The following is a 12,435-nucleotide window of genomic DNA, read 5'->3' on the forward strand; positions in this document are numbered from 1 at the left end:
GGCGTTTTATGTTCCCTGCCGGTCAACAACGACGCCTTGCCGATTCTGGAGTGCCTATGAACCTCGCCACCCTGGCGCTATTTCTCCCGGCCTGTTTCGCCCTGAACATGGCCCCCGGGCCGAACAACCTGCTGTCGGTGCGCAATGCCAGCACCTACGGTTTTCGCACCTCGTGCCTGGCGGGCATCGGCCGCCTGGCAGCGTTCGCCCTGATGATCGCCCTGGCCGCCGCCGGCCTGGCGGTGGTGCTGCAAGCCTCGGAGCTGTTGTTCTACGGGATCAAGATTCTCGGCGCGGGCTACCTGCTGTACCTGGCCTATCAGCTGTGGACCGCGGCCCCCCAGGTGCAGAGTGCGGAGCGCAGCCGGGTGTCCGGGCTGCTGGCCCTCAGCCGGCAGGAATTTCTGGTGGCCATCGGCAATCCCAAGGCGATCCTGATCTTCACCGCGTTTCTGCCGCAGTTCGTCGAGCCCGGGGCGCCAGTGGGTTCGCAGTTCCTGGTGCTGGGGCTGTTGTTCCTGCTGCTGGAGTGGATCGCCATCAGCGCTTATGCGCTGATGGGCCTGCACATGCGCCGCTGGTTCAGCGAGCCTGCGGGCAAGCGCCTGTTCAATCGCTGCTGCGCGGCGTTGCTGTCGGCGGCGGCCTCGGTGCTGTTGCTGGCCCGGCGCGCCTGAAGCCTGGAGCAAGCCTCTCCCCGCAACGGGGAGAGGCCATGGCCATCAGTGGATGGAGAAGTACGGGTCCCAGGAGCAGTAGGCGATCACCTTGTTGTTGCTGTCCAGGATCATGAAGGCCCAGGTGTAGGTAATGCGCGAGCCGACCCGGGTGGCGTTGGCCTGCCAGTAGTAGTTCTGCACGCTTTGCGCGATGGGCTGCCCGGCCGGGTTGTCCTTGTCGATGATGGGCAGCGGCGTGCTGTCCAGGACGATTGGTGTGACGTCGGTCAGATAGGGCGGATTGCCGGCACTCGGTACCGGGTTGGTCTGGGTGTACTGGTACAGCAGCACCGCGTTGTACATGCCCTTGGACAGGCTGGTGGCGCGCCAGCGGACAATGTCCCCCTGACGCAGGTTGACCGCCAGTTCGGAGCCGCCGTCCGGCCCGTCGGTGTTGTCGCGGCGGGCCACCATGTAGACCACCTGGTCGGACAGGCGCTGGCCGTTGCTGTAGTAGTTGTAGAGCTGGGTGGGGGTGGCGCTGTGCTGGCTCAAGGTCAGCGTGTTGCCGCCGTCGAAGGTCTTGCCGTTGCTTTCCAGAATGGTGTCCACGTCAATGGTGACAAGGATATCCACGATGTTTTCGTTCATGTCCGGCTCCCTGTTGTCGCGCTATGGGCCTGGCGATCCAGGCCCGGGTGTCATCGGCTGTGCAGCGTGCGGCCACCGAGCATCCGGGCGCGGCGCAACAGCTGTCGGGCACCGGGCGAAATGCACTTCCATGAGGTCGCCAGTGGAATCTAGAAGCTCAAGACTGTTAGTCAAATGGGCCGGTCAAAAAAGCGCCGCGAGGGCGTCCCGGCCGCTTCGGGCTACAGGCCTGTAGCACCCGTGCCAAGGCCCAGGTGCTGATCGGCCCATAGCGCCGCCTGGGCGGCATGGCTCAGGCCCAGGTCGTGATCGGCCCCGGGCACGATGCGCAATCGGGCGACCCCGGATCGCCAAGCGGCAGGCCCCGGGATCGGCCGCGACGGTTTATCATGCTGCGCTGCCGCCCGTTGCCCGTGCGACAAGGGGCTGCTCCATTCGCCCACCCTGGAGGCGCCCGCCATGCCTGATCTGCCCAAGCCTGCTGCCATCCCTGAATTCCCCGTGTGCCACGCCCGTGGCGGCACCTCCACCGGGCTGATCCTGGCCCGCGAAGCGCTGCCCCGGGACGAAGCCCTGGTGGAAGAGTTGCTGCGCCACCTGATGGGCGTGCCGCTGCATGGCGAGTGGCCGGGCAACAGCCAGATCACCGGCCTGGGGCGCGGCGGGCCCACCAGCAACAAGGTGTTCATCGTCGAGCGCCGCCCCGGCGAGACGCGCATGGTCAGCACCCTGGCGCAACTGGCGGCGGGCAAGAGCGCCATCGACTGGAGCGTCAACTGCGGCAACATGTCCGCGGCGTTGCCGCTGTATGCCCTGCAGCGCGGCTGGCTGGAGCCCGGGGAGGGCGGTGGGCAGATCGAGATCTACAACAGCAACACCCAGACCACGATGTATGCGCGCCTGGGCTTCGCCAATGGCCGGCTGCTGAGCGACACGCGGATTCCCGGGGTCAACGGGGTGTTTCCCGGGGTCGACCTGTTTCTCGACAAGCCGGTGGGGGCCAAGACCGGCGCGCTGTTCCCCACCGGCAAACGGGTGGACCTGCTGGACGGCATCGCCGCCACCTGCATCGACGTGGCGGTGCCCATGGTCATCCTGCGTGCGGCGGACCTGGGCAAGACCGGCGAGGAAACCCCGGCCCAGCTGGACGCCGACCCGCAATTCAAGGCGCGCCTGCTGGAACTGATGGTGCTGGGCGGGTTGCGCATGGGCCTGCGCAAGCGCGACGGCAGCCTGATGAGCGCCGACGAGCTGCGGCGCAGCGAAACCATCCCGAAGATCTGCATCGTCAGCCCGGCGCGGGAGGGTGGGGATATTGCCACCCGCTACTTCACCCCGCAGAACGCCCACCCGTCCCTGGCGGTGTCCGGCGGTTGCTGCCTGGCGGCGGCCTGCCTGGCCGAGGGCACCGTGGCCCATGCCTTGTTGGCGCGGGCGCCGGTGCTAGGCGAGGAGCCGGGCGAGTACCCGCTGGCAATTGAAAACCCCGCCGGGGTGCTGGAGACCCTGATCAACGCCCGGCTGGCCGGTGGAGAGCTGCTGATCGATGGCGCTGCCTACCGGCGCAGCGCGCAGATCCTGCTGCAGGGCAGTACACCGCTGTACAACGCCTCCCCAGCGTTGATCGCCGCCCTCGGCTCCGTCTAACCACCACCGAGGCTCCTTCGCGGCCACACAGAGTCCAACCCTGCGCGTGCCCCGCTTCTTGTAGCCGCTGCCGAAGGCTGCGCACGAGCCGCAGGCTCGCTGGCGATCCCCCTGGCGCCTAGGCCCCTTCGGTGCCTATCGCAGCCTGCGGCAGCGGCTACAGACGGGCGGCTGAGGTTCAGCGCTGGGGGAAATCCCGGCGCAGGGCATCCACCCCTGCCAGCAGCCGAGGCACGGCATTGCAGGCCAGGGGCAGCGTCACTTGGCAGCCGTCCAGCCGTTGCTCCGGGTTCAGCCAGGGCGGTGCGGCTTCAAGGCAAAAGTGGATCTGGATCTGCGGCTCGGGGCCGCCCAGGTAGTGAAACGCCAGGCAAGGCTCGGTGAACCAGCAGGGCCGGGGAGGGCCTTCGGGCTGATCCAGGGCCTGTAGCCATTGGGCCAACTGATCGAGCTCATGAGTCCTCAGGCAGGCATCCTTGAAACGCCAGTCGCCCTGGGGATGCTCGATGCGGCCCTGCACCATCAGCCAGTTGGCGTCCAGGTGATCGTGGCTGCCGGGGAACTGGTAGCCAAGGATGTCCAGCTCCACCCGCAGCTCAGGTGGGGCCCTGAATATCAGGGGCATATCAGCGAGCCTCGCCGCCATCGGGAAGAAACTGCGGCACCTTCTGCCGCAGCAACTGGATCAGTTCCGGGTCCATGAACTCGTAATCATCGGGAATGTTCAGGCAGACAATCTGCTGCTCGCGCAGCTGCGCCTTGAAGCGCTTGCGCAGTTTTTCCCGGTGCCGGGCTTCCATCACCACAATCAGCTCGGCCCATTGCACCAGCTCCGGGCCCAGGGGCACTTCGGCATCGTGGTTGAGGCCCGCCGAAGCGGTTTCGATCCCCGGCCAGTCGGCGAACAGCTGCTCGGCGGTGGGGCTGCGCAGCTTGTTCTGGCTGCAGACAAACAGGACATTGAGCATTGGGCCGAACTCCTTGGCACAGACGCCCGGCCCGTAGAGGGCAGGGCAAAGACGCTGATTTTTCGGGGCTTTTACTGCACTGTCCAGCAACTTGTGGCGGGCCGGACCAATTGCATTGGTCGGCGCCAGTTGCCCGCCAAGCGCCGAGGCTGCGAAACTGCCGGCCCCTTTACTCGCATCGCCCAGGCCATGTCCGTAGCTCTGTTCACCTCACCCCATCTGGGCCTGGCCCTCAGGCGCTGGCGCTTGTTGCACCGGGTCAAGCAGCAGCACGCCGCCGAGCTGTTCGGTGTGGCGCAGTCGAGCATTTCCCGTTGGGAAAACGGCCGGCAGACCATGGAGCCGGCCGAGCGTGTGCGCCTGGAACAACTGCTGGCGGCCAACCTCAGCGCCGCCGCCGATCAGGCCCTGGCGCGGCTGGTGAACGACAGCCCGCGCGCCGTGCACCTGGTGTGCGACCTGACCCACCGCCTGCTGGCCTGTTCAGCGACCCGCGCCGGGCAGTTCGGCGTGCCCTTGAGCGAGCTGCTGGGGCAATCCCTGTGGGGCTTCTGCACCGAGGAAATCGTGCGCAAGGAAGCCGCCCTGGATGACCTGGGCTGGCGCGAAGTACTGGCGCCGCCGTCCCTGGAATTCTTCAGCGGCCACAACGATTCGGCCATCGTGCCCATCGCCCCCAGCCAGTGCCGCTGGACCCGCCTCAACCTCTCTGACGGCAACGCCGTGCGGCTGGTGGAAACCCTCTGAAACGGCGCCACGGATATTTTATCCGTGGCCCCGGCAGCACCCCTTGGCTAGTCTGGTTAGCCATCGCTCGCCGCCTTTCAGTGCCGGCTGTGTTTTGCCCACCCGCGCAGGTCTTTCCATGAACAGTGAACTTCTCAGTGGCCGCCTCGACTTTCTCCGTGAAGCGGAAAAACTCAAGGACGTGCTGCGCAGCGCCCACACCTCCAGCGGCCGCCAGGAAAGCACGGCCGAGCACAGCTGGCGCCTGTGCCTGATGGCGCTGCTGTTCGAAGACCAACTGGGGGACCTGGACCTGCTGCGGGTGCTGAAGCTGTGCATCGTCCACGACCTGGGGGAGGCCATTCACGGCGACATCCCGGCGGTGGTCCAGGCCGCCCACCCGGACAAGAGCCAGCAGGAGCGCGCGGACCTGCAACTGCTGGCCCGAGCCCTGGACGCCCCGGCCCGCGAGCACCTGCTGGAGCTGTGGGACGAATACGAAGGCGCCGCCAGCAACGAGGCGCGCGCGGTCAAGGCCCTGGACAAGCTGGAAACCCTGCTGCAACACACCCAGGGCCAGAACCCGGCGGGTTTCGACTACCGCTTCAACCTCGGCTACGGCCGCCGCTACACCGACGCCAGCCCACTGTTCCAGGCCCTGCGCCAGCAGATCGACGTCGATACCCAGCGCCGCCTGGACGCCCAGGCTCAGGCCGCGGTTCAGCATCGGCTGCGCTAAACAAGCCCGGGCGCCGCTCACCAGATCCAGGGAGGTTCCCAGGGGGCAGGGCGCCCCGCGCAGAAACCTTGCAGGCGTCATGGTTTTTTTCTGCCAGGGTCATCAAGCGGGTCTATTTTTACCTTCGCTTGCCGTTCACTACGCTTTTCATACGCACGTCCAGCCTCGGGCCCATATCGAGCAGCCGGGTAGGGATGACCGAAGGAGAGTCCCATGTCCAACGAATCCAAGTGTCCGTTCAAACACACCGCCGGCGAAGGCACCAGCAACCGTGACTGGTGGCCCGGCCAACTGAACCTGAAGATCCTCCACCAGCACTCGCACCTGTCCGACCCGATGGCCGAGGGCTTCGACTACGCCGCCGAATTCAACAGCCTGGACCTGGCCGCGGTGAAGCGCGACCTGCTGGCCTTGATGACCGACTCCCAACCCTGGTGGCCGGCGGATTTTGGCCACTACGGCCCGCTGTTCATCCGCATGGCCTGGCACAGCGCCGGCACCTACCGCATCGCCGATGGCCGTGGCGGCGCCGGGGGCGGACAGCAGCGCTTCGCCCCACTCAACAGCTGGCCGGACAACGTCAGCCTGGACAAGGCGCGGCGGCTGATCTGGCCGATCAAGCAGAAATACGGGCGCAAGATTTCCTGGGCCGACCTGATCATCCTCACCGGCAACGTCGCCCTGGAATCCATGGGTTTTAAAACCTTCGGCTTTGCCGGTGGCCGCCAGGACGTCTGGGAGCCGGAAGACAACGTCTACTGGGGCAGCGAAACCACCTGGCTCGACGACCAGCGCTACAGCGGCGACCGCGAGCTGGAGAACCCCCTGGGGGCGGTGCAGATGGGCCTGATCTACGTCAACCCGGAAGGCCCCAACGGCAACCCCGACCCGCTGGCGGCGGCCCGGGACATCCGCGAAACCTTCGCCCGCATGGCCATGGACGACGAAGAAACCGTGGCCCTGATCGCCGGCGGCCACACCTTCGGCAAGACCCACGGCGCCGGCCCCGCAACCCACGTCGGCCCGGAACCGGAAGCCGCCGGTTTGGAAGAACAGGGCCTGGGCTGGAAAAGCAGCTTCGGCACAGGCGTTGGTGGCGACGCCATCACCAGCGGCCTGGAAGTGATCTGGACCACCACCCCGACTCGCTGGAGCAACGACTTCTTCGACCATCTGTTCGGCTTCGAATGGGAGCTGACCACCAGCCCCGCCGGCGCCCACCAATGGCAACCCAAGGGCGGTGCCGGCGCCGGTAGCGTGCCCGACCCCCACGACCCGAACAAACGCCGCACGCCGTCGATGCTCACCACCGACCTGTCGCTGCGCTTCGACCCGGCCTACGAGGCCATCTCCCGGCGCTTCCATGAGCACCCCGAGCAACTGGCCGAAGCCTTCTCCCGCGCCTGGTTCAAACTCACCCATCGTGACATGGGCCCGCGCGCCCGCTACCTGGGCCCGGAAGTGCCGGCCGAGGAACTGATCTGGCAAGACCCGATTCCGGCCGTGAACCACCCGCTGATCGACGCCCAGGACATCCAGCAGCTCAAGGGCCAGCTCCTCAATTCCGGCCTGTCCGTGGCGCAACTGGTGTCCACCACCTGGGCTTCGGCCTCGACCTTCCGCGGCTCGGACAAGCGCGGCGGCGCCAACGGCGCGCGGATTCGCCTGGCCCCGCAGAAGGACTGGGAGGTCAACCAACCGCAGCAACTGGCCCAGGTGCTGCGCGCCCTGGAAGGGGTACAGAGCGCCTTCAACAGCTCGCAGACGGGTGGCAAGCGCGTATCCCTGGCGGACCTGATCGTCCTCGGCGGTTGCGCGGCGGTGGAACTGGCGGCGAAAAATGCCGGCTACAGCATCAGCGTGCCCTTCGCCCCGGGGCGCATGGACGCCAGCCAGGAACAGACCGACGTCGAATCCTTCGCCGTCCTTGAACCCGTGGCCGACGGCTTCCGTAACTACCTCAAGCCGGTTTCCGGCGTCACCGCCGAAGCCCTGCTGGTGGACAGAGCACAACTGCTGACCCTGACCGCCCCGCAACTGACCGTGCTGCTGGGCGGCCTGCGAGTGCTGGGGGCCAACGTCGGGCAATCGCCCCACGGCGTATTCACCGCGCGCCCGGGCACCCTGAGCAACGACTTCTTCGTCAACCTGCTGGACATGGGCACCCAATGGAAACCCCAGTCCGAGGCCCGCGACCTGTACGAAGGCAGCGACCGCGCCACGGGCCAGTACAAATGGAGCGGTACTCGGGTCGACCTGCTGCTGGGCTCCAACTCGCAACTGCGGGCCCTGGCCGAGGTGTATGCAGCGGCGGATGCGGGTGAGAAGTTCGTGCGCGACTTTGTCGCGGCCTGGGACAAGGTGATGAACCTGGATCGGTTCGATCTGCGCTAAAAGAGGAGCAAACCGGGTAATACGACAACGCCTCCCTAGGGAGGCGTTTTTCATGGCCCGGCTACTGCCCGGCACCCACCCGTTGCACCTCCGGGAACAGCTGGCCCAGGGTGCTGCGGGCCTGGGCCGCATTCAGGTAGGCGTAGAGCAGGTCGGTCAGGGCTTGGAAATCCAGGCGCTGGCCATCGAGCATCGGGTTGAACAGCCACAAGCGCACGCGCATGCCGGCGGCCACCGGCCAGGCGTGGGGCGCGGCCAGGGATTTGAAGCAGGCCGGCGCCAGGGTCGGTGCACGGCTGCCGGCCATCACCGAGAACACCAGCCCCAGGCTCAGGTGGCGCTGCTCCAGTTCGAAACCATCGAAACATACCCAGGGAGTGGGTTCGGGCGCATTGGCGAACTGCAGGGTGTCGGGGGTCAGCGCCAGCACCTGCTGGCCATGCCGCCGACGCAGGGCTTCGGCCGCCGCCAGGCCCACAAGCCCGGCGCCCAGCATCAGCGCCCCGGGCAGCCAGAACCACAGCTGGGCAGAGCGCAACTGCCAGGCCGAAGGCAGGCTGGCCAGCCAGCCGCCCAACAGCACCAGTAGCAGCGAGAGCAGGGCCAGCATGACCGCTTGCCCAAGGGCGCGCTCACGAATCTCGCAGCGGTGCCGGGGGCCGTCGGCATCGGCCTGCAGTTGCAGCAACAAGGCTTCTTTTTCGGCGTTATCCACGGCCTTGCAACTCATCCAGCTGTTGCTGTGCATTGGCCGCCTGGCAGTAGGCGTCCAACAGCGCGGCGATGTCATCGATGGCCAGTTTGCGCCCCCCGCTCATCAACCCGGCGGAATGAATGCGAATGTGAGGTTCGGGGCTCTTGAGCGCCATGGCCTGGTTGCCGAACACCTGGCGCACGGGCCTGTGGGTCGGCAGCGGGCTGCCCGGGCGCAGGGTTAGCTGCTGCAGGGTCAGCAGCCCCTCATCCTTGACATGGACATCCACCACGTCCGTCAGGTTGACCGGGGCACTCAGGGAATCCACGAACAGCTGGCGCCGGGTCAAACGCATGAAGGCATGCTGGCCGGCGTGGCGATGCTGCCAGGTCACCAGGGCGAACAACGCGGACAGAAACAGCCCGCAGAGCAACATGCCGGTCTTGCCCTGCTGGATACCCCAGGCCAGCATGCCCAGCGAAATCAGTGTGAACAGCGGCCCCAGCAGTTGATAGCGGCGCGTGTTGGTGAATTCGCTCTGCTCGGGCACACGCTGGATCACCTGCTGGAGCTGGGCGATCACCTGTTCGCGCTGAGCGTCGCGGGATGCATCGGGTTGCAGCGATGAAGTCATAAACAAGTCCTTGATTCACAGAAAACAAAGCGGTCGAGCGCCTGGGTGCCGGCGCTCCCCCAGGGCTTACCGGGCCTTGAGGTAGTCGGTAAGGAACGCCTGGGCATCGCCCTGGCTCGACAGGTTCTCGTCATAGCGCACCCGCACTGGCGCGGCTTCACCCGGCAGGTACAGCTCGCCCCAACCCTCCTGGAGCACCAGCACCACGAATTTCTGCCCGTCGACGGTCGTGGCGTAGCGGGTATCCTTTGCGGTCTTTTCCACGGCCATTTTCTGGATGCGCAGGTTCCAGTCGTGATCCACGTCCGCCACCTGCACCAGGGCCTGATGCTCACTGCGCTCACCGATGCGCAAGGTCCAGACCTTCACCCCCTGCTGGCCGACATAGGCCGCCAGTTTATCCGCCACCGGGGGCCGTTCATCGGCTTGGGCCAGGCCGGTTCCCAAGGCCAGCGCCATGGCCCACACGGCCGCCCATCTGCAATAAAGCTGCATTGTTCACACTCCTGACATCTGAAAAAGCCGTTCATTGAAGTCGGCACCTGCGGCCCTGCCAAGCGCGTTGGCCGTCATTCACAAGAAAAATTCCGACGCTCACAACCACCGCTGCGCAAAGTGTGAGTGAGTTACCATTGGCCGCCGTAGCAACCCCACCCATGGACCCGCTTTGCCGATGGAATGCTGGAACCCCTACCTCGATACACAATTCTGCTTCGACCGGCCGGTTGGCCTGGCCCGCGCCGGGGTGTTCGACCCCAGTGCCCGGCGGGTGATGGGCAGCGCCGTCGGCCACTACCGCGCCCGTACCGTGCGCCCGCACTTGCAGTACTTCGACTGCAACCTGCAATTCCCCGATCCGCTGCACATCCACAAGGTGTTGCCCGACAGCCTGTGCATCGTCCAGGTGCTGGCCGGGAAATGGCAGCACCGGATCGACGGCCAGCTCCACCACTACACCCCCGGCGCGCCTCAGGCCCTGGGCCTGAGCGAGACCATGGAAGCGCTGGACCAGATGCCCGCCGGCAGCCACGCCCGCATGGCCGGCCTGCGCATCGCCGGCAGCTATTTGCGGGAACTGGCCGAGGAAGACCCGACGCTGCAACCCTTGTTTGGCCTGCTGGACGACGGCATCCGCTTTCGCCAGTTTCAACGCTGCCGGGCGCTGGGCAGCTTGCTGGAGCGGCTCTACCAAGCGCCGTACCAGGGCGCCCTGCAACGCCTGCACCAGGAAAGCCTGAGCCTGGCGGTGCTGGTGGAACTGGCGGTGCACCTCCAGGGCCAGCGCCCTGCGGCGCCCACGGTGCGCGGGCAACTGGACCTGGCGCACGAAGCCCGCCGCCAGCTCGATGCCCACCTGCTGGACCCGCCCGGCAGCCAGGCGTTGGCCCAGCAACTGGGGGTAGGGGAGACCACCCTGCGCCGCGCCTTTGCCCAGGTATTCGGCCAGTCGATGCTGCAGTATGTGCGGCGCCAACGCATGGAGCTGGCGCGCACCCTGTTGCGCCAGCGCAAATGGCAGGTGGCGCAGATCGCCTACCGCCTGGGCTACGCCAACCCGGCCAATTTCAACCACGCCTACAAGGCCCACTTTGGCCATCCGCCCGGCGCGGAAGGCTAGCGCAGGCGCACCCCAGCCCTTTGAGGAACAACCCCCATGAGCCAATTGACAGCACTGATTGCCCAAGCCAAAGCCGGGCTATCGGTCCAGCAAGACATTCCCCAGGAACGCTGGGAGGCCATTGCCACCCAGTGCGGCGCCGAGGAAATCGCCGAGATCAAAACCCGCATCGCCTCACTCAAGGCCGCCCGCGAAGCGGTGGAAGACTGGGACGACGACACCCGGGATGACCTGTACTTCTCCATCGCTAATTTTACCCGCCTGCTGGAACTGGCCACCGCCCACGCACAAGGTGAATGAACCTGCTGGCTGAGCGCACAACGGATTATGTCGAGAGCAGCGAGGGCGCCGTGCGCCCACGCAACCATCTGGGCAACGGCACACCTGAGAGGAACAGCCCCTGTTTAACGAACTAGTGTTTTTGCCCGAAGGCCCCGACCAGGGCTCCGCCTACCTCGGCGGCAACCCCTACCTGCCTGAGTCCATCCCGTGGCCCACCGACTCGATGGGCGCCCCCTTGCTGCACCTTGCCAGCCTGCCGGCCAGCTTTATCAATCGATACCTTGCCGGCATGCAATTGAATGAAGAGCTGGTGGTTTCGCTGTTTACGCCTTACTCAAGCGTCAGCGATGCCTACATAGAGCAGGCCATGCAAGAGGGCGGCAAGGTGCTGGCCTACAGGCCCGCGGCGCGACAGGTGGATGGTTACGGACAGCCCATCACCCCGGCGCGGCGAATCGAAGTGGTTGAGAATCCGCGGCAGGACAGCGACGAAAACGGCCTGGCCAAGATCGCCGGAATACCCGCCTGGATTCAGGGTCAAGAGACACGCCCAGGCTTGAACTATGTGCTGCAGATCAACAACTCCCGGCTGAACAGGGCCGCTCCAGGGCACAAGGGCATTCTGGTCGGCGGAGCCGGCTATCTGCTATTGAAGCAAGGCATTGATGACGAAGACCTGATGGCCGGGGCCCTGATCATCCAGAGTTCATAAGAAAGGGGGGCGGGTCCTCAGCGTCATGAGCCTGGACCAGTTTGATCTGCGTTGAGAGGGGGGCACACCGAGTAAAACGACAACGCCTCCCTAGGGAGGCGTTGTTGCAGAGCGGTCGCGGCCGCCAGACGCTTTACTTGGCCTTGAGGTACTCATTAAGAAACGCCTGGGCATCGCCATAGCTGGACAGGTTGCTGTCATAACCCACCTTCAGCGGCTTGGCCTCACCCGGCAGATGCAACTCGCCATAGCCTTCCTGAAGCAGCAGCACCACGAACTTCTGCCCGTCCACCTGAGTGAAGTAACGGGTGTCGCGATCGGTTTGCTCCACGTTCATTTTCTGAATGCGCATGTTCCAGTCGTGGTCGGCGTCTTCCACCTGCACCAGCGCCTGGTTGGCGCTGCGCTCACCGATGCGCAGGGTCCAGACCTTCACCCCGTGCGGCCCGGTGTAGGCCAGGATCTTGTCCGCCACCTGTGGCCGTTCCTCGGCCTGGGCCAGCCCGGTTCCCAGTACCCACGCCATGACCCATGCGGCCGCCCAACGGTAATAAAGCTGCATCCTTCTAGCTCCTGAACATAAAAAGGGGCGCTCATTGAAGCCGACCCGTGCGGCGCTGCCAAGCACCCAAGGCAACAGGCGGGATAAAAAAAGCCTGCGTGCACACTCTTTGCGCCCCCGGCTAAGTACAGGTCGCAACCGTGGCAAGG

15 protein-coding genes are annotated in these 12,435 nt (G+C 65.8%); 8 read left to right on the forward strand and 7 right to left on the reverse strand.

Annotated features, from left to right (window positions below; translation table 11 throughout):
• Positions 1–56 precede the first annotated feature (56 nt).
• A complete protein-coding gene (locus A9971_RS25455; RefSeq protein ID WP_072442132.1) occupies positions 57–677 on the forward strand; it encodes a LysE family translocator in 621 nt (206 codons plus the stop codon).
• A gap of 45 nt (positions 678–722) precedes the next feature.
• Here the strand turns inward: A9971_RS25455 and A9971_RS25460 are convergent, their stop codons facing one another.
• Entirely contained in the window at positions 723–1,310 is a 588-nt protein-coding gene (locus tag A9971_RS25460) for an AidA/PixA family protein (RefSeq protein ID WP_011060980.1), read from the reverse strand.
• A 459-nt stretch (positions 1,311–1,769) separates the two neighbouring features.
• On the opposite strand from A9971_RS25460, the gene A9971_RS25465 reads away from it, so the two are divergent.
• The gene (locus tag A9971_RS25465; RefSeq protein ID WP_182999847.1) at positions 1,770–2,957 is read left to right on the forward strand and encodes a PrpF domain-containing protein; all 1,188 of its coding nucleotides are present in this window, start codon (positions 1,770–1,772) and stop codon (positions 2,955–2,957) included.
• Positions 2,958–3,135: 178 nt separating this feature from the next.
• Here the strand turns inward: A9971_RS25465 and A9971_RS25470 are convergent, their stop codons facing one another.
• Together A9971_RS25470 and A9971_RS25475 are read right to left on the reverse strand one after the other, a co-directional pair.
• The gene (locus A9971_RS25470; protein ID WP_246881499.1) at positions 3,136–3,582 is read right to left on the reverse strand and encodes a hypothetical protein; all 447 of its coding nucleotides are present in this window, start codon (positions 3,580–3,582) and stop codon (positions 3,136–3,138) included.
• Position 3,583: 1 nt separating this feature from the next.
• Positions 3,584–3,925, reverse strand: coding sequence for a low molecular weight protein tyrosine phosphatase family protein (locus tag A9971_RS25475; protein ID WP_182999848.1), 342 nt, complete (start codon positions 3,923–3,925; stop codon positions 3,584–3,586).
• A gap of 189 nt (positions 3,926–4,114) precedes the next feature.
• Here A9971_RS25475 and A9971_RS25480 point away from each other — a divergent pair, with 189 nt between their 5' ends.
• The 3 genes from A9971_RS25480 to katG all read left to right on the forward strand — a co-directional run bounded on the left by A9971_RS25480 (position 4,115) and on the right by katG (position 7,784).
• The gene (locus tag A9971_RS25480) at positions 4,115–4,672 is read left to right on the forward strand and encodes a helix-turn-helix transcriptional regulator (RefSeq protein WP_053151521.1); all 558 of its coding nucleotides are present in this window, start codon (positions 4,115–4,117) and stop codon (positions 4,670–4,672) included.
• A gap of 118 nt (positions 4,673–4,790) precedes the next feature.
• Positions 4,791–5,390, forward strand: coding sequence for an HD domain-containing protein (locus A9971_RS25485; protein WP_182999849.1), 600 nt, complete (start codon positions 4,791–4,793; stop codon positions 5,388–5,390).
• 213 nt (positions 5,391–5,603) lie between these two features.
• Positions 5,604–7,784, forward strand: a complete 2,181-nt coding sequence (gene katG, locus A9971_RS25490) for a catalase/peroxidase HPI (RefSeq protein WP_182999850.1) — start codon at positions 5,604–5,606, stop codon at positions 7,782–7,784.
• A 61-nt stretch (positions 7,785–7,845) separates the two neighbouring features.
• On the opposite strand, the gene A9971_RS25495 is transcribed toward katG, so the two are convergent.
• From A9971_RS25495 to A9971_RS25505, 3 genes are all read right to left on the reverse strand, one after another.
• Positions 7,846–8,514 carry a hypothetical protein gene (locus A9971_RS25495; RefSeq protein WP_259652272.1) on the reverse strand — a complete coding sequence of 223 codons (669 nt, stop codon included), beginning with the start codon at positions 8,512–8,514 and terminating at the stop codon, positions 7,846–7,848.
• Complete coding sequence (locus tag A9971_RS25500) at positions 8,492–9,112, reverse strand: hypothetical protein (RefSeq protein WP_011060988.1); 621 nt, start codon at positions 9,110–9,112, stop codon at positions 8,492–8,494. Before A9971_RS25500 ends, A9971_RS25495 begins: the two co-directional genes overlap by 23 nt.
• A gap of 66 nt (positions 9,113–9,178) precedes the next feature.
• Positions 9,179–9,607, reverse strand: a complete 429-nt coding sequence (locus tag A9971_RS25505) for a hypothetical protein (protein ID WP_041117846.1) — start codon at positions 9,605–9,607, stop codon at positions 9,179–9,181.
• 178 nt (positions 9,608–9,785) lie between these two features.
• Here A9971_RS25505 and A9971_RS25510 point away from each other — a divergent pair, with 178 nt between their 5' ends.
• The 3 genes from A9971_RS25510 (at position 9,786) to A9971_RS25520 (ending at position 11,724) form a co-directional block, all read left to right on the forward strand.
• On the forward strand, positions 9,786–10,730 hold the full coding sequence (locus tag A9971_RS25510; protein ID WP_182999852.1) for an AraC family transcriptional regulator: 945 nt from the start codon (positions 9,786–9,788) through the stop codon (positions 10,728–10,730).
• A 36-nt stretch (positions 10,731–10,766) separates the two neighbouring features.
• A complete protein-coding gene (locus A9971_RS25515) occupies positions 10,767–11,030 on the forward strand; it encodes a hypothetical protein (protein WP_182999853.1) in 264 nt (87 codons plus the stop codon).
• A 217-nt stretch (positions 11,031–11,247) separates the two neighbouring features.
• Positions 11,248–11,724, forward strand: a complete 477-nt coding sequence (locus A9971_RS25520; protein WP_310889333.1) for a hypothetical protein — start codon at positions 11,248–11,250, stop codon at positions 11,722–11,724.
• A gap of 133 nt (positions 11,725–11,857) precedes the next feature.
• On the opposite strand, the gene A9971_RS25525 is transcribed toward A9971_RS25520, so the two are convergent.
• Positions 11,858–12,286, reverse strand: coding sequence for a hypothetical protein (locus tag A9971_RS25525; protein ID WP_011060992.1), 429 nt, complete (start codon positions 12,284–12,286; stop codon positions 11,858–11,860).
• Between the last annotated feature and the right edge of the window lie 149 nt (positions 12,287–12,435).

This window comes from Pseudomonas sp. UME65 (genome assembly GCF_014170225.1).
GTDB classification, from domain to species: domain Bacteria; phylum Pseudomonadota; class Gammaproteobacteria; order Pseudomonadales; family Pseudomonadaceae; genus Aquipseudomonas; species Aquipseudomonas protegens.

Coding starts and splice junctions, on each gene's coding strand:
- A9971_RS25455 (WP_072442132.1), top strand. CDS start 57: ATGAACCTCGCCACCCTGGCGCTATTTCTCCCGGCCTGTTTCGCCCTG.
- A9971_RS25460 (WP_011060980.1), bottom strand. CDS start 1,310: ATGAACGAAAACATCGTGGATATCCTTGTCACCATTGACGTGGACACC.
- A9971_RS25465 (WP_182999847.1), top strand. CDS start 1,770: ATGCCTGATCTGCCCAAGCCTGCTGCCATCCCTGAATTCCCCGTGTGC.
- A9971_RS25470 (WP_246881499.1), bottom strand. CDS start 3,582: ATGCCCCTGATATTCAGGGCCCCACCTGAGCTGCGGGTGGAGCTGGAC.
- A9971_RS25475 (WP_182999848.1), bottom strand. CDS start 3,925: ATGCTCAATGTCCTGTTTGTCTGCAGCCAGAACAAGCTGCGCAGCCCC.
- A9971_RS25480 (WP_053151521.1), top strand. CDS start 4,115: ATGTCCGTAGCTCTGTTCACCTCACCCCATCTGGGCCTGGCCCTCAGG.
- A9971_RS25485 (WP_182999849.1), top strand. CDS start 4,791: ATGAACAGTGAACTTCTCAGTGGCCGCCTCGACTTTCTCCGTGAAGCG.
- katG (WP_182999850.1), top strand. CDS start 5,604: ATGTCCAACGAATCCAAGTGTCCGTTCAAACACACCGCCGGCGAAGGC.
- A9971_RS25495 (WP_259652272.1), bottom strand. CDS start 8,514: ATGAGTTGCAAGGCCGTGGATAACGCCGAAAAAGAAGCCTTGTTGCTG.
- A9971_RS25500 (WP_011060988.1), bottom strand. CDS start 9,112: ATGACTTCATCGCTGCAACCCGATGCATCCCGCGACGCTCAGCGCGAA.
- A9971_RS25505 (WP_041117846.1), bottom strand. CDS start 9,607: ATGCAGCTTTATTGCAGATGGGCGGCCGTGTGGGCCATGGCGCTGGCC.
- A9971_RS25510 (WP_182999852.1), top strand. CDS start 9,786: ATGGAATGCTGGAACCCCTACCTCGATACACAATTCTGCTTCGACCGG.
- A9971_RS25515 (WP_182999853.1), top strand. CDS start 10,767: ATGAGCCAATTGACAGCACTGATTGCCCAAGCCAAAGCCGGGCTATCG.
- A9971_RS25525 (WP_011060992.1), bottom strand. CDS start 12,286: ATGCAGCTTTATTACCGTTGGGCGGCCGCATGGGTCATGGCGTGGGTA.